The sequence below is a fragment of the Gemmata algarum genome, assembly GCF_034097035.1.
Classification (GTDB): Bacteria; Planctomycetota; Planctomycetia; order Gemmatales; family Gemmataceae; genus Gemmata; species Gemmata algarum.
Genome location: NZ_JAXBLV010000234.1, coordinates 16,796 through 33,024 on the forward strand (window position 1 = coordinate 16,796; position 16,229 = coordinate 33,024).

Sequence of the window (16,229 nt, forward strand, 5' to 3'; positions counted from 1 at the left end):
CATCTGCAATCCAGCATCCTTCAGTTCCAGGTTCCGCGCCCGGATGGAGCGAGATGAGGTGTGATGGTGAACAGTGCGTTCTGCTGTGAATCTGGTACTGGGAGCTCCCGAGCTACGGTTTACGCACCCGAAGGGCGTAACCGTCCGCGAGAAGGACGACGACTTCGTAGGTATCCGGGGTCGGGATCAGCGCGAAGACCCGTGCCGGTAGACGGATCGTCAGGGCGGCTAAAACGACGAGCTTGCTGTTGGAAACGCGAAGCCAGCGAAGCTCGTTGTCGTTCGTGACCGCGGCCACGGTGCGCTGTGTGACGAGGCAGGCAGCGGAATAGCCCTTCGGGTCCGCGTCAAAAGCCGAACGGCTGGTGGACTGATCCGGGGTGCGAGCGTCGAATTCCCTCCAGCGGACTTCGCCGTTGCTGGCCACGGCGGTTATTTCCAGCACCCCCGGGTGGGGGGTGATCGCGTCAACAACGTCGAGCGGCGCCCAAGCGACGTACCACCGATCTGCCGCCTCCGCGTTTGGCCCCCAGTGCCGGATAAACTCACCCGCCCAGGACCATGAGTGCCCGTCGGCGGTGTCAACGAGCAGGCGCGTCGTCGCGCCCGGCTCGGGGGGCCGGTGAACCGTGTCGGGCCGGAGATGGGGGCCGGCGAAGCCGAGGTACTCGGTTCGCGTCGCAAGTTTGACGCGGTGCTCACCGTCGCGGAGCACGGCCGCCGGTTGTAAGTAGACCGGTGGCCCCGCGTCCTCTGAGTGCCAGGAGTGTTTGGCCGTCAACTGCGCCGCGCCGGCGTGATTGGGGGTAAAGGTACGGAGGTTCCATGCCCACGTATCGTCAGTTCCGTGGGTGACGGCAAAGATCACCTCCGCGCCCGCGGAGGATGACAACGCCGTCACCCGCTCACGGCCGTTCCATACCGGTACGGTCCGCCCTTCCGCTACCCGCCAGTAGACGATGCCCTCCGCCCCCGCCACGATTACGTCGAAGGTGCCGCGAACGACCACCGCCGCGGTGACCGGCCCCGGGGAGATGAGGGTAAGATCTCCCGTCGGCCGGTCGCGCACCTCTGGCCGCGGGGCGGAGCGCTGCTTTCGTGATGCGAACGCCGCGTCACGGCCGACCGGCGGGGGCCAGACGGAGTTGGCCGGGAAGAACGCCGCGACGTGGGACTCGGTCCCATCGATGATCGCGCGCGTGCGCAGGTGCGCGGCGAAAACGAGTTTCGCGCGGTCGGCCAGATCGGCGCGGGCGTCCGGCGGGAGGAATTCTTCGGCGGTCCGGAGCGCGTAGTTAAAAAACCGGCCCGCGTCGAGTGGTCGGTCGGCGAGCGCGGGCTCGGCTTCTGCCCACAGTGTCCGTAAGGCATGTTGGTCGCCGGCTGCGACCGCCTCATCGAACAGTCGCTCGGCGCACCTGATCGCTTCTGCCCCGTAGCTCTCCCAACCTCGGCGGTAGCAGGCGACCGCGCCGTCGCGGCAGTGTGCCTTATTTCGCAGCAGGTCGCCCGCCGCGAGGAACCGTCTTTCGGCGTTGAACTTCTCGGCCGCGCGCACGTAGTGCCGCACCGCCCGTTCCTCCTCGCCGAGCTTACGCAGCAGGTCCCCCGCCCGCTCGAATTCGCCGAGTTGATCGTAGAGCCGCAGCGCCTCGTCATGGTCCCCGCCCTGCTCGAACGCGGCGGCAGCGGCTTGTGGGTCTTTCAACCGGTCCCGGTAGAGCAGGCCGGCGTCGCGGTAGTGGCCGCCAGCTTGGAGCACGTTCGCGGCCGCGCGCAGGTCGCGGAGCAGCACGCCGTAGAGGTAGGCCGCCCGCCGGTGGTCCCCGCGCGCCGCGGCCTCTGCCGCCAAGCGCCGGTACTCATTCGCGAGTTGCGCCCACACGTCACCCCCGCCGAGCCACGCCGTCGCCGTGCCCCCGCTACCCCCAATCAGGTCGCGGAGGGAGTAGCGCGGGTCGCGCGCGGCAAGCCGGGCGTCGGTTCCGACGCGGGCGGGCTGATCGGGGTCCGCCACTGCCGGGGGGGCGTGGCGCAGCCCCTTTTCCACGTTGCCGTTCTGTAACTCGCGCAGCACGTCGCGCAGCGCCGCTTCCTGTTCGCCGAGCAACCGCTCGCTGAGGCGCGGAACGAGTTCCAGCGCCCGCCGCGCGAGGCCGCCGCCGAGCCGGGCCAGCCCTTCCGCGCCGAGTTGTTTGCCCAGCCATGCCAGCGCCCCGGCCGCCGCGAGACCGGCGCCCGCCGCGACGCGGCGGACGGCGGAGCCGGAAGGCGGGCGGATTTCTTCGGGAATCGCCGTGCTCGCGCCCCCGCCCTCGCTCTCGCCGAGACCGGGGAGCGGCTTCGTGCGACCGGGGGCGCCGCCCCCCAACACTTCCAGAACCGCACCCACCGGCGGCGCGGGGCGCTCGATCACCGATATGGTTGCGGGGCGGGCGGGGCGGCGCGGGAGCGGCACCCACTCGGCACGCCTCACGCGCGCCGGCGCGAGCCAGCGCGACACCGATAGCGGCGCCGTGGCGTCGAAGGCAAGGGTCAGCCCTCCGGGCAGCACGATCAGACCGCGGTCCCGCGTCAGCGCCGCCATCTCGTCCGCGAGCAGCGTCGGTAGGAGGTCGGCGTCCGAGGGGATGAACAGGTCGCTCGCCAACCGGCGGAGGCGCAGCGCGCCTGGCACCAGGGCCGCGCCCGTTGCCTGCGGCACGAGCAGGAAGCCCCCGCGGGTCGCGAACACTTGGGGCACTTCGCCGAGCCGGCCGCACGCGGCGGCCAGCGGTGCGGGGCCGTCGGCGAGGAGCAGGAACGCGTCGGCGGGCAAGGGCTCTTCGCGCTGGGTCAATCGGACGGGCATTTCCACGTCAGTCTCCGTGTGCCGCGAGGAGCGCCAGACCGATCCGCCGTGCCGCGTCCGGCGTTGCGGGGCCGCCGATCAGGCGCGCATCGCCCCAGAACACCCCGCCGGGTGCCCACGCCGCGGCCCGTTCCCGTCGGACGAGGAACGCCGCCGTCAGCCGGCCGCCGTCGTTGTACAGCAGCACCTGCCCGAATCGATCCACAACGGCCCGCCATCGGGCCTGCCGGTTGTGCCTGACCAAGTGGGGCGGAAACCGGGCCGGTTCGCCTGCCTCGGGCAGGAGCCAGACGCTCTCGGCCGGTTCGCCTGCCGCGGGCTCACCCGGCCCCCAACGAACCTTGTACATCAGTTCCCCGCCGTCGAGTTGAAAGTGGTGCCGGTAGCAACCGATGATGATGGTCAAATCGAGCGGCCCGTAAGCGATTTCGACTGCCAGGGCGTCGTGCAGAGCGGCCTGTGCGGCGGCGGCCACGGTCCGCGCCGGATCGGACGTGTCCGACACCGTGACTGATCGATCCGTGCCGCGCCGCGCCAGCCGTTGCCCGTTCGGTGAGAGCGTGAAAATGGAACGCACAGGGTAGGTGACGTTGCCAAGGACCGTGCCGTCGGGGCCACGCAGCAGAAGCAGCCGTCGCTTGCCCGCGCTGGTGTAGCCCAGCGCGAGCACGCTGCCGGCGAGTTGGGCGCGGTGGAACGCCGGGTCGTCGAAGAGCGGTTTGCCGTCGTCCAAGGGGCACATCGCCTGCCACGTCGTGTGTGCTTGCTGGAGGTGATAGACGTACGGGTTGACGCGTAGCAAAAACGGGGCGGCCCCGGCTTCGGAACCGGGTTCCGGTTGGCTTACTTGGGTCGACACGTCGCACGGCGACTGGGGCTGTTGGCGCCGAGCCCAGGCCAGTCGCGCCCGGCTGACGAGAGCCTCCGTAAGCCGGGGGCTATCGGGGAAGAGACCGCCCGTCGCGAGGTCAACCGCGTTGCCCGCACCTTCGGGAGTGCGAACCGCCACACAGTGCAGGTCCGGCTGTGCGGTCCATGTGGCACCGGCCGTGGCCCGCCCCAATAGGTGAAGAGTAACCTGCCGCGCAGACCAGTCGTAGTGCGCGGCGGCGAACTGCTCCGCGACATCCGGCTCGGACGCGCCGGACGCCGGCGCCACCTCGTGTGAGGAGGGCGTAACCGTTCGCCCCGCCGCGGCCGTGACGGTCGGTTCGCCGCCCTGTACCATTCGCCCGCAGAGTACCACACCGCCGTTCACGCCCACGACCGCGTCCACGTGCCGGAGCGTCACGCCGCCGCGGTGCGCGCGGGGCAGCACTTCCGGTAGCGTGCCGTCGAGTGCGAGGGCGTGGACCATTCCGTTCCACCCGACGATGGCAAGGCACTCACCGCCGGTGTCGAAGCCCATTTGGAGAGGCTCGCACACAAGCCCGGGGCGGAACGGGAACGGCACCGGCTCCACATCGCCGGTCCACTCGCCCGGGTTCGCTGGGCTCGGCCTTGGGCCCGGATGCGGGCGGGCCTCCTCTGGTTTCGCGGCCTCTGCGGCCTCCAGATCGACGCGGAACGACCGCAGCGAAGTGAAGGCGCCGCCCGCCCACTCGCCGAGTTCCACCGCGCCGGATTCGTCCACGGCCACCGCGAAAACGCGATCCCCGTCCCCGCACGTGCCGTCCGCGTAAGTTGCCGGGTCGCGGGCGCTCCGCACGTGCGTGAGCAGGATCACGTCGCGCGGGGCGGCCTCGGGGCCCGGTTCGTGCAGCGCCAGCACGAGGGCCGCGTTCGGGTTCGGCGTGAGGTCGCTGGCTTCCAACTGATCGGCCACGCGCTCGAGGTCGGCTTCCGCAAGATCGATTCGCGCGGCCGAAGAGGTGAGGTAAAGGCTGACGCGCGCGCAGCCCTTGGCGCCCCGGCCCGCGAGCGAAACGGCGGCCGAGGTCAGGGCGTGCCGCACGCGCCCCCAAGTGCGCACCCCCTGGTCGAGCACGATGACGCGCTCCGGGCGGAGCGCCTCGTGCGGCTCCTCGCGCTTGAAATAGAGGAGCTCGTGCGCCGCGAACCGGCGGACGAACTCGTCGGGGTCGAGCGCGAACTGCCCGGGGAGCAGTCGCTCCGGCTCGCCGCGGGTGGTCACGTCACAGTAGCCGCCGACGGGCAGCGCCTCGGGCGGCCGACCGCGCGGCGGGAGCGCGAGCGCGGCGTCCAGGGAGGGCGCGAGCGCGGCGCTGCCGGCGAGTCGCTCCCGCCGCCGGGCGAGGGCCAGCAGCTTCGCGACCCGCACCGGCAGCGGTTCGACCTCTTTCGCCAACGGCCCGCCCGCGGTACTCGGTCGGCAGCCGTGCGTGAGCCAGTGGGCGAGGTCCGAACCGGTGAAGGAGCGGAGCCGGCGGGAGACGTGGCTCTCGAACTCGGTGCGGGTGAGCGGCGGCTCCGCTGCCGGCCCGGGGCGGGGTTGCTCGCCGTAAAGCCGGAAGGTCCGCAGCGCGGTCGAAAGATCCGCTGCTGTTACCGGTTCGCCATCGGTCGGGAGGCCGTTGCAAAGTTCCGCGACCAGCAGGCCGACGTTTCGCGCGCGGGAAACGGCGCCGCGCGTGCCCACGAACGCCGCGTGCAGCGTCTCGAACCCCGACGGTCCGGTTTTCATTAGGTGAAGCAGGTTTAATACGAACATGAACGGCGGGGCCGGGGGGGCGGCGAACACGCCGTCCAGTACGGCACGGAGTTCGTCCGCGCCCGCGAGCGTGGTGCCGTCGCGGCGCTCGACGGCGTCGCGGTTCGACGACCACCACAACCCGCCAAGGTCGGCGCCGTAGCGGGGCGGGACGGTCAGGTACGAGTCGGCACGGGCGAGGCCGTTCATGCGATTCGTGCCCCCAGACGCGCGCCGGCGCGCGTCAGCGGCTCGAACGCGCTGCGCGGGATCAGCTCCGCGCCGGTTTCGTCGAGCAGCAAGAACTCGTCGTGCGACGCGCCCGCGGCCTCGCGGAGCGCGCCTTCCGGCAGCTCCGGATCGGGACGGAAGCCGAGCGGGACGAACACGTCCGTGCCCCAGTAACGGGTCGCGCCGGGGAGCGGTGGGAGCCGGGACCCGAGCAGCAAGGCGCGACCGCCGCAACGGGCGGCCCGCACCGCCGCGAGTTCGGCTGTCGTCGCCACATCGGCCCACCGCGCCAGCGCGCCGGCCGGGCAGGCGAGCGCGGTTGGCGCCTGCACCGGCCCCCCGCGAACGACCGTGAGCGGGACCGGTGCCCACTCTGCCGCTCCCGGCGGGACGGGTGTGAAGCGTGCCGGTACGAGAACCGCTGAGACGGAAACGCCTTCGCCGTCTGGTGGCGCGTCACCGGCCGGAACCGAGCGGCCGAGGGGGAACCACGTTCCGCCGCGGTGCGTGAAAAAAGCGACGCCCGGGACCGGCACCAGCGACCGCGCGACGGCGGCTTCCCCGGCCGGCCAGCGCACCCACGCGCACCCGTCCGCGGTCAGCACGCGCACGTCCCCGCGGTGGCGCACCGGGGCGAGCGCGGCGAGGCCGTCGAGCGGCACCCGCGCCGCCGAGACCTCGCGCCACGGGTCCGGCGCGTTCGGTTTCATCCGAGTTGCTCCAGGATGTCCCCGGCTCGCGTCAGCAGGTGCCGGCGCGACGCCGCGTCGGTCACCCAGGCGGCCCGGTCGGCCGCAGCCTGGACGCGCTCGCGGAGTCGGGCGAGGTCGACCAACCTGGGTCGGTCCGCGAGCGACCGCTCGGCGTCGGCCAACTCTCCGGCCAATGCGTCCGCGTCTACGACCTCCGGCGGTCGGGCGCGCGGGTGCGGGTCGGGCGCCGCGCCCGCGCGGTCGATCAGGCCCGACACCAGAGACCCGAGCGGACCGATCTGCTCCGTCCGGTCCCACACGTACCGGAGCACCCACAAGTCTGAAGCGTTGGCGACCGCCCGCCCGCACATTACCGCCGACGCCGCGATCAGCTTCAGCACCTTGACCGCGCGCCGGTCGGTGAGGGCGACGCCCAGGTCACGCACCTTTTCCACCGCTTCGGCGTATGTGCCGAGCACGCCGGTTACGTCAACCTCCTTCGCGCGCTGTGCCATCGCGCGGAGGTCGGCGGCGGTGACCGCCTCGTCGTCGTCGCCCGTACCGGCGGGCTTCGCGTTGCGCTCGATCGCCCACCCGGCTGCGAGCAGCGCCGGGAGTTGCGGGCGCGGGAGCACGTCCACCTTGAAGCGGAGCAGAAACCGGTCGAACAGCGCCTGGAGCGCGTCGTCTTCCGGCAGCCGGTTGGACGCCGCGAACGCGCTGATGAGCGGGAGCCGGTGCGTCTCGGCCCCGCGCCGGTAGACGCGCTCGTTCAGAACGGTCAGGAGGTTGTTCAGGATGGCGCTGTTGGCGTTGAAGAGTTCGTCGAGGAACGCGAACTCCGCTTCCGGCAGCATGCCCGTGGTGACGGTCGCGACCACGCCCTCGCGCAGCCGCGCGATGTCCACCGGGCCGAACAGTTCGGTCGGCTCGGAGAAGCGGGTGAGCAGGTACTCGAAGTAGCGGCAGCGCACGGCCCCGGCGAACTCGCGCACGAGCAGCGACTTGGCCGTGCCCGGCGGCCCGAACAGGAACAGGTGTTCGCCCGCGACGGCGGCAATGGCGATCAGGTCCACCACCTCGTCACGGCCGACGAACCGGGCCTTGAGGCGGTCGGTCGCGTGGCGGCGAAGGCTGTCGGCTGGCGCGTCAGACACGGGCGTCCTCCCTCAACGGCTCTGGCAGGTCGAACCCGCGCTCGGCGAACACCCGTTCGGCCCATTCCCGCGCCGGGCCGCCGTGCGGGACCCAACCGGCCCGGCGGGTGCTCGCGAGCCGCTCCGCGTATAGCATCTGGAGCCCGGCGTGCCGGAAGTCCGGCACCGTGGTCGGCGCACCGTCCATGTCCGCCAGGACGCCCGAAAGCGGCCACGCGCGGAGCAGTCGGTCGAGCGCAACGGTCAGCGGCCCGTCGGCCGCCCTCATGCGCGCCCGGCGGTAAACGCTCGGCAGGAGCCGTAGCGCCACGTCTGCCGAGAGGTGCGCCGATGCGGACGGCACGGCGTCAAGCCGGAGAACGCAATCGCCCCCGTTGGCGCTCGCGTGGAGCCAGCACGCCGTCGCAAGTATCACGGCTGCGTCGGTCGCGGCTTCGGCGTCGAACTCAAGGGGAGGGCCGGCGACATCCAGGGCATGCAATTCAAATGCGGCATGCAACCGCGCTGCGACCGCCGGACGTTCAACGGACGACAGCAGCGGCGGGGCTTCTTGCACCGATTCGCCGGCTTCGAGTAACCGGTTGAGCCAATCGTGGAACGGGCGCATAGGGTTGCCGGGGGCGGGTGTTCCGCTCAGCATACCAAAACTGACGGTTGCGCGCTGGTACGGGTTCGCGTTTTGCCCCCGAGCTCGGTGAGGCTTTGTTGAGGAGCGGATCGTTACCCGCCCGCGTGCCGCCAAGCCACACCGCCCATTTCGGCCGCGGCCCAGAGTATACCGGAGACCAGTTCCGGGCCGGTGATAGTCCACGAGTTGGCGGAGAGCATCTTTTGGTGCGTCGGTTCTTGTGGGCGCGCATGGCATCAACCGATTCTGATCGATCTCCAGAAGAATTACTAAAGTGATCTTTGCCGGCCCACGCGGTGAAGTCGCACTGATAACTCGCGCCGCTGCGGGGATGCCGATCGTCCGCGTGATTGCGCCACACTCTATCTGCACACGTGGGACCGAACGCCGATATCTGTCAGACCGGGCGCCGGGTTGTGGATGTCATTACCACGCAATGAAGGTTGATATGCTCGCGAGTCGCGTTCAGCACTTCTCCGAGTCCGTGATCCGCGAGACGAGCCGGATCGCGCAGCGGTACGGGGCGATCAACTTGGGCCAGGGGATGCCCGACTTCGACCCACCGGAAGAGGTGAAGGAGGCGGCCTGCCGGGCCATCCGCGACGGGTTCAACCAGTACGCCGTGACGTGGGGGATCGCGCCGCTCCGGCAGGCGATTGCGACCAAGATGCGGTCCTTCAACGGGCTCCCGTGGGTCGACCCCGACGAGCACGTTACGGTGTGCTGCGGCGCGACCGAGTGCATGATGGCAACCATGCTGGCCCTGGTTGACCCGGGCGACGAGGTGGTGATCTTCCAGCCGTTCTACGAGAACTACGGCCCGGACGCGAAGCTCACCGGGGCCACTCCGAAGTGGGTGACGCTTCGCACCCCGGCGTGGAGCGGTTGTGACGCCCGGGCTTCCGGGCGACAGGCCGCGAGTGACACTTGGAGCTTCGACCCGGACGAACTGCGGGCCGCGTTCTCATCGAAGACCAAGGCCGTTATCATCAACACCCCGAACAACCCCACGGGTAAGGTGTTCACCCGCGCGGAACTCGAGGCGATCGCGGGCCTGTGCCGGGAGTTCGACGCGGTCGCCATCTCCGACGAGATCTACGAGTACGTCAACTTCACCGACCGGCCGCACGTCAGCATCGCCGCGCTGCCCGGCATGGCGGACCGCACGGTCACGATCAGCGGGCTGTCGAAGACGTTCAGCGCCACCGGGTGGCGGTTGGGTTACTGCGTCGCGCCGGCTGCGATCACGGCCGGGATTCGCAAGGCCCACGACTTCCTGACGGTCGGCGCGCCGCACCCGCTCCAGGTGGCCGGGGCGGCGGCGCTGGGGCTGCCGCCGTCGTACTTCGATGGGCTGCGGGAGCACTACCGGCACCGCCGCGACCTGTTCCTGCCGTACCTGGAGCGCGCCGGGTTCGGGGTGCAGCCGCCCGACGGGGCGTACTACGTCATGGCCGATTTCTCCGGGCTGAGCGCCCTCGACGACACGTCGTTCGTCCGGCGGATGATCGAAACAGTTGGTGTGGCCGGTGTGCCGGGGAGCAGCTTCCACGACCCGAAGGAACTGGGACGGAAGTTGGTCCGGTTCATGTTCGCCAAGCGCGACGAGACGCTCCACACGGCGGGCGAACGGCTGCTCGGGCTGCGCGAACGGCTGGCCGGTTGAGCCCGGCTGCGGTGGAGAGTGGGGCGGAACCGAACACCAGCTCCGCACTCCAGAACGGCTGCGCCCGTGCGAACTCGTCGAGGCGTTCGGTCGGGCGCCTTCCGGGCGCTGCTCCGGCCTGGAGCAGCGGCGTGGGCGAGCGCTCGTCCGTGACCGCTGCTACGATGCTTGCACCTGCGTGCGTTGCCGCGCCAGCCGCTTCCACTCCAGATAGCGGTCTCGCAGTCCCAGCCGCCCCAGGTACGCCCAGTCGGGTTCGGCCCCCTCGTCCTCGAGCAGGATCGCGTCGGCCGCGTGCACCGCAGTAAGCGGTGTGAACCCGGTTCCCGGGCACCCGGACGGCTGGTGGTGCCACGCGACCGCCTCCACCAGACCGTCGGGCAGGCCCCACAGCCCGAGCAGGTACGCGCCCACTTCTGCGTGCGACGTTCCGAGCACCTGTGTCTCGGCGGCCACCACGCCCAAGTGCTGGTGGCGCATGAGCGCGAGGATCTCCTTGTACGGCCCGGTGAGCTGGCTCGCGAGCGTGAGCCGGCCGATATCGAGGAACAGCCCGGCGAGTGCGGACTCGCGAACCACCCGCTCCTCCGCCCGCTCGGCGGCCGCGATGGCGGCTCCCAGTTCGGCCACCGCCTGGCTGTGCTCCCACAGCGCTTCGATCGAAAACGGGCGCAGCGCGTACGGGTTGTAGTGCGAGAACAGGTCCACCGCGAGCACCAGCGTGCGGGTCAGGTCGGCGCCGAGGATGCGCACCGCCTGCGACGGGGTCGAGGCCGGCCGCCGGAGCCCGACGAGAGCCGAGTTGGCCATCTGGAGCAGTTTCGCGGAGATGCCCAGGTCCTGCGCCACCAACCCGCCCACCGTGGCCAGCGAGAAATCGGGGAACGCCAGCTCTTCGGAGATCCGGGTGTACACCGCCGACAGCGCCGGGACCGTGGTGAGCCGCCCCACGAGGGCCGCCAGCGACGGGCTGTTCAGCAGCTCGCGCAGCGAGTGCGCCCGCTGGATCGCGCCGACCAGTTCGTCCGGCAGGCACTGCCGGGAGAGCACCCGGTGCGCCAGGGTCACCAGCCCGATGACCTCCGTTCGCCCCGGCGCGGCCAGCACCACCCGCGCCATCGACGGGTTCCGCCGGCGGCCCTCGGTGAGCAGTTCGGCGGCCCGGTTGTCGGCCAGGTGCGCGTCCAGCACGAGCGCATCGGGCCGAGCCCCGAGCAGGTGCTTGACGGCCTCCGCGCCGCTCGCGAACGTCGCCTCCCACTCGGCGACCAGTGGCGCGAACGTGTCCCGCAGCGCGCGCCGCACCGCCGGGTCGTCGGTGACGACGAGGACGCGCCGGCTCATAGTTCCGACCCCCCGGCGGTGGGGGCGAGCCGCGCGCGGGCGCCCGCGTCACCGGTGCGCTGGCGCAGGGCCCGTTCGGTGCACCGGATCAGATCGAGCGGGGTGAACGGCTTCGGCAGGAACACGCCGTCCGCGAACCCGTCGGCCCGGCGCAGGTCCGGGACGAACCCGGACATGAACACCACCGCGACCCCGGGCCACTCGCCGCGCACCCGGGCGGCCAGCTCGCGGCCGTCCATGCCGGGCATCACCAGATCGGTCACCAGCAGGTCGATGTCGCGCCGCGTCGCCAGCAGGGCCAGGGCCGTTTCCGCCCGGTCCGCCTCCGTCACCGCGTAGCCCCAGCCCTCGAGGGCGGAGCGCACCGTCTTGCGCACCCGCTCCTCGTCCTCCACGAGCAGCACGGTGCGCCCGGCCCGCACGGAGACCGGCGCGGCTCCCGGCGTGGTCACCGGCGGGGGCGTGGGCGCCGTTACCGCCGGGAGCCGGATGTGGAACGTCGTCCCGGCCCCCGGCGCGGTGAGCACCTCGATCCCGCCGCCCGCCTGCTCCACGATCCCGTGGACCGTGGCGAGGCCCAAGCCGGTACCTTTGCCCATCTCCTTGGTGGTGAAGAACGGCTCGAAGATCTTCGCCTTCACGTGCTCCGGCATCCCGCACCCGGTGTCGGCGACCGCGAGCTTCGCGAACGGCCCCGTCATCCCGGTGGTGATGCACAGGGTCCCGCCGTCGGGCATGGCGTCGCGGGCGTTCACCGCGAGGTTCATGAGCACCTGTTCGAGGTGCCCGCGGTCGGCCCGCACCCGCACCGGCTCGGGCGCCAGCTCGGTGCGGACCGTGATCCGGTTCCCGATGAGCCGGGCGAGCAGCCCGCCGAGCTCGGACACCACCTCGTTCAGGTCCAGCACCTCGGGGCGCGACGGCTGCTTGCGGCTGAACGCGAGCAACTGGCGGGTGAGCGCCGTGGCCCGGTCGACGGCCGCCTGGATCTCGTCCACGTAGCCGCCGATCATCGGGTCCCCGGCGGGCAGCCCGCGGATCAGGTGGATGCTGCCGGTGACGATGGTGAGCAGGTTGTTGAAGTCGTGCGCCACCCCGCCCGCCAGCCGCCCGATCGCTTCCATCTTGTGCGCGTGCCGCAGCTCGTCTTCCAGCCGCTTGCGGGAGGTCACGTTCTGCGCCACCCCGACGACCCCGATCACCCGCCCGGCGGAGTCGCGTAGCGGCACCCGGTTGGTCAGGAAGGTCGCGCGGGTGCCGTCGGGCAGGGTCCGGGTCTCCTCCACGTCCAGAAGCGGCTGGGCCGATTCGATGACGAGGCGGTCGCTCTCGCGCGCCCGCTCGGCCTCCTCGGGCTCGCGCGTGAGGTCTTCGTCGGTCTGGCCGATGACCTCGCCGGGAACGGTGAGCCCGTGCTCGCGCGCGGCCTGGTCGTTGCACCCGATGTAAATAGACGCCCGGTCCTTCCAAAAGACCGCGCACGGAACATTGGTCAGCACGTTCTGGAGCAGGTCGTCCCGCTCCTTGAGCTCGCCCTCCGCTTTGCGCCGGTCGCTCGTGTCGCTCGCGACCACGAGGCGCAGCAGCAGCCCGCCGGCGGTGACCCGGCGGGAGGTGACCTCAATGGGCACCAGCGCGCCGGAGGCGATCCGGTGCCGCCACTGGAGCGGCCCACAGGGAGCGCCGAGCAACCGGTCCGCGTCCTCGTCGGGGCACACGTCGCGCACGCTCAGTTGCAAGAGCCGCTCGCGAGCGTACCCGAACCGCCGGAGCACCGCGTCGTTGATCGCCACGAACCGCAGAGAGTCCTCGTCGAACGCCCAGGCCGGCGTCGGGTGGCTCTCGAACAGGAGCCGGAAGAGGTCGCTGGTGTCGTCGGGCACCGGAGCTTCTGACCACGGCGGCGGGTCCGTCGGCCCCGCCAGGACGTTGACACCGGGCGGAGAAATTCGGCGCCGGCGTCGCAACTTTACTACCGCAGCGGCGATAATGAGGGCAAACAGGAACGTGCCGCCCGCCAGCCCGGGCACCGACGAACCGGCGAACGACGCCGCAACGATACCGGTCAGCTCCGGTACCGCGGCCGGCCATTCAGTTCGATCGGTCATAGGTCCGCTCAACTCAGAACTCATCGGGTGCGCCCGTGCCGGGGCCGACCCGGCGAGCCGGGCGGTCCGCGAACCAACTCTAGCTCACGCCGGTCCTGAACCGCGCGCCGCGGGGCCGTCCGGCCTCAACTTCCGATACCCTTTGACCGAAAATCAGACGCCTGCTATTGCGGCGGATGAGATTTTTGCGCTACCGAAAGGCATCTGCGCCAACCGGTTCCGCTCGGCAGGCCGCGGCATGATCGGGAGCGGGGTGTCTTTATGCCGTAGTGAGAACGTGTTCTGGCAGTCGCTCAACCACCTCGCGCTGATGCTGGAGGGGAAGGGGTGTTGCCGGTACGGTGGGCGCTACTACGAGCCGCCACCGGCTCGCATGGGCCGCGCGTTTCTTTACTACTCAGTGGTTCCTACCACCGCGGCGAACGGTGTGGCTACCGGGGCCGTAACAGCCTGTCCTTTGTTTGTTCGGGTCGTTTACCGTGGCGATGAGACCCTACCACTCCGGATTTCGGTAAGGCGGGGCGGTGAAAATGGCTCGAGAAGGCGGTCACTACGTTCTCGGACGCGGCGCATCCGGTCCTTTGCTGCCGGGGGCCGAGCACTTCTGCTACGGGACGGCTCAGGCACGGCGGTTGATGAACTTCTCGATTGAAGGCAGGAGCGGGGCGTCGCCACGCTCACACCCGCCGCAGGGCGCGACCGAATCGGCATCCGGCGGGGTACAGGCCGCGTCGTTCGGGGCGGGGCACTCGGCTTCGCCAAAACGTGTTGGGACCCGCCCGGGCGCGCACGTCACCGGCGTGCTCGCGCGCAGTGCCGCTCGGCCGGTCGGGCGCGCCGGCCAAGGCGATCGGGTTGCGCCGCTCAACCCATCCCCGGTTGGCGGAACGTCAGCCCGTCGAATCGGTCACTCACGAGGTCGAGCCAGCAGCGCCCGTGTGGCCCCTCGAACAGCAGTCGGTTCGTCGCGACCCCGTGTGGGACCAGGGTCGTCACGTCCGCGCCCCGGACCGACATGGGAAGCGACATTTGCGCCTGAATGCCCTCGGCGTTCAGACGCGCGCTGATGTCGCCCGCGATCACGTTGACGACCTCGCCCAACAGGTCGCCCATGTCTTGGCTGTCGAACGGGATCTCGAACCCGGCGAACGCCTTGGCGAGGGCGACCGCAGAGGTTTCGGGCAGGGCCATCGCGAACGCCCACGGCCTGTCGCCGAGGAACGAGATGGCGCTCATGATTCCGGCGCCGGCGGCCTCTTCGTCGCCCGCCGCGTCGGGCACGTGTGTCAGGCCACACGAGGTCGTGAAGAACGCGGTCGTTGCCTCCTGGACGGCCTGTGTGATGGCCTTCGGGATGGCGTCCGTTGTGGTCGGTGGTAGCACGTCGGGCATGAAGTCGGGTCTCCGGGGGGCGCCCGGCGTCCAGGGCCGAGCGGGGGTAGGTGCAGGCCACGCCTCGGCCTTTGGGGTAACGGCAAGAAGGGCCGGGGGCCCCCGCCGGCGCCAGCCGGCGGGGGCCCCCGGCCCCCGGCGGTTCCGGGCTCCCGCCCGGCCGCGCCGATACCTGGTGGTTGCGTTCCGGTGCCGGTACGTTGTCCCTGCCTTCGGGGGCGAGGGGTTAGCTCAACAGGCCCGAGAAGAACCCGCCCTGCTTGTCGGCCGGCGCCTTACTGCTGAGCACCTTGTTGACGTACTTTTCCAGCTTGACCTTCATGTCGTCCGGGGTGAACGGCTTGCAGATGTACGAGTCGGCGCCGGCCTGGTTCAGCGCCTCTTCGATCTTGGCCATCGTCTGTTCGCTGGTCACCATCACCATCGGGATGTGGAACGCCGTGCCGCCGGCCCGGGCCCTCTTCACGAACTCGACCCCGTTCATGTTCGGCATGTTCCAGTCGACGAAGCACATGTCGATCTTGGTCGGGTCGAACTTGGTCAGCGCGTCGGCCCCGTCCGACGCCTCCGTGAATTCGAACGTCGCCAGCCGCGACATCTTGAGCGCGTTCATCACCATGTTCCGCATGACGCGGGAGTCATCGACCACCAGGGCGCGAATCGTGGACATGTCACCATCCTCCGGAAAGAGCTAACGGGTTCCTACACGGGTCGCGAGCGGTGCTGTGCCGGTCGCGGGTAACCTGAAACTCCTGATCGAACGTTGCGGGACCGATTTGCCTGCCCGTGAATCGGGCGACGGCTCAACTCACGTGATGGCTGCGGCCGCCCGCAGCAGGTGCTCCGGGATGCGGTCCAGCGGGAGCACCTGCGACGCACCGCCCAAGGCGATCGCCTCCTTGGGCATCCCGAACACCACGCACGTGGCCTCGTCCTGGGCGATCGTGTGGGCGCCGGCCCGGCGCATGGCGGCCAGCCCCCGCGCGCCGTCGTCGCCCATCCCGGTGAGGATGGCCGCGGCGGCGTTGGTCCCCAGCTCGCGGGCGCACGACTGGAACAGCACGTCCACCGACGGCCGGTGCCGGCTCACGGCCTCGCCGCCGCGGACCCGGGCGACGGTCATCGCCCCGCTCCGGGCCACCTCGAGGTGGAAGTTGCCCGGGGCCAGCAGCACGTGCCCGGGCACCACCCGGTCGCCGTCCCGCGCCTCGGACACCCGCACCGCGCACAGCCGGTCGAGCCGGGCGGCGAACGATTTGGTGAACCCTTCGGGCATGTGGATCACCGCCACCGTGCCCGGGGCGTCCGGCGGGAACGCGCTGAGCACCGACACCAGCGCCTCGCACCCGCCGGTCGAGGCGCCGATCGCGATCACCTTGTGGGTGGTGCGGAACCCGGCGGCCGCCGGGGCGCGGGCCGGCCCCCCGGCGGGGGGGCCCCGGCGCGGGCGGCGGGGGCGCCCGCGGCCGGTCACACGGCGGCCGGCGCCAACATCGGTTCCGCGGCCCCG

Annotated in this window: 11 protein-coding genes; 1 reads left to right on the plus strand and 10 read right to left on the minus strand. The window is 71.0% G+C overall.

What is annotated here, in order from left to right; genetic code table 11:
- Nucleotides 1–112: 112 nt before the first annotated feature.
- Genes R5W23_RS29785 through R5W23_RS29805 form a run of 5 tightly spaced genes read right to left on the minus strand, consistent with a single transcriptional unit; the run spans nucleotide 113 to nucleotide 8,188 of the window.
- On the minus strand, nucleotides 113–2,851 hold the full coding sequence (locus R5W23_RS29785; RefSeq protein WP_320689528.1) for a hypothetical protein: 2,739 nt from the start codon (nucleotides 2,849–2,851) through the stop codon (nucleotides 113–115).
- A gap of 7 nt (nucleotides 2,852–2,858) precedes the next feature.
- The gene (locus R5W23_RS29790; protein ID WP_320689529.1) at nucleotides 2,859–5,711 is read right to left on the minus strand and encodes a hypothetical protein; all 2,853 of its coding nucleotides are present in this window, start codon (nucleotides 5,709–5,711) and stop codon (nucleotides 2,859–2,861) included.
- Nucleotides 5,708–6,442, minus strand: a complete 735-nt coding sequence (locus R5W23_RS29795; protein ID WP_320689530.1) for a hypothetical protein — start codon at nucleotides 6,440–6,442, stop codon at nucleotides 5,708–5,710. Before R5W23_RS29795 ends, R5W23_RS29790 begins: the two co-directional genes overlap by 4 nt.
- Complete coding sequence (locus R5W23_RS29800) at nucleotides 6,439–7,581, minus strand: AAA family ATPase (RefSeq protein ID WP_320689531.1); 1,143 nt, start codon at nucleotides 7,579–7,581, stop codon at nucleotides 6,439–6,441. The genes R5W23_RS29795 and R5W23_RS29800 overlap by 4 nt, the downstream gene beginning before the upstream one ends.
- Nucleotides 7,574–8,188: a hypothetical protein gene (locus R5W23_RS29805; protein WP_320689532.1), complete on the minus strand. Its 615-nt coding sequence runs from the start codon at nucleotides 8,186–8,188 to the stop codon at nucleotides 7,574–7,576. Before R5W23_RS29805 ends, R5W23_RS29800 begins: the two co-directional genes overlap by 8 nt.
- Before the next feature lie 469 nt (nucleotides 8,189–8,657).
- Here R5W23_RS29805 and R5W23_RS29810 point away from each other — a divergent pair, with 469 nt between their 5' ends.
- Nucleotides 8,658–9,875 carry a pyridoxal phosphate-dependent aminotransferase gene (locus tag R5W23_RS29810; RefSeq protein ID WP_320689533.1) on the plus strand — a complete coding sequence of 406 codons (1,218 nt, stop codon included), beginning with the start codon at nucleotides 8,658–8,660 and terminating at the stop codon, nucleotides 9,873–9,875.
- 159 nt (nucleotides 9,876–10,034) lie between these two features.
- Here R5W23_RS29810 and R5W23_RS29815 read toward each other — a convergent pair whose 3' ends face one another.
- From R5W23_RS29815 to R5W23_RS29835, 5 genes are all read right to left on the minus strand, one after another.
- Entirely contained in the window at nucleotides 10,035–11,219 is a 1,185-nt protein-coding gene (locus tag R5W23_RS29815; RefSeq protein ID WP_320689534.1) for an HDOD domain-containing protein, read from the minus strand.
- Entirely contained in the window at nucleotides 11,216–13,327 is a 2,112-nt protein-coding gene (locus R5W23_RS29820; RefSeq protein ID WP_320689535.1) for a hybrid sensor histidine kinase/response regulator, read from the minus strand. The genes R5W23_RS29815 and R5W23_RS29820 overlap by 4 nt, the downstream gene beginning before the upstream one ends.
- Before the next feature lie 864 nt (nucleotides 13,328–14,191).
- A complete protein-coding gene (locus R5W23_RS29825) occupies nucleotides 14,192–14,719 on the minus strand; it encodes a chemotaxis protein CheX (protein WP_261189382.1) in 528 nt (175 codons plus the stop codon).
- 226 nt (nucleotides 14,720–14,945) lie between these two features.
- The gene (locus tag R5W23_RS29830) at nucleotides 14,946–15,389 is read right to left on the minus strand and encodes a response regulator (RefSeq protein WP_261189844.1); all 444 of its coding nucleotides are present in this window, start codon (nucleotides 15,387–15,389) and stop codon (nucleotides 14,946–14,948) included.
- A 138-nt stretch (nucleotides 15,390–15,527) separates the two neighbouring features.
- On the minus strand, nucleotides 15,528–16,229 hold a 702-nt coding region (locus R5W23_RS29835), incomplete at its 5' end, for a chemotaxis protein CheB (RefSeq protein ID WP_320689536.1).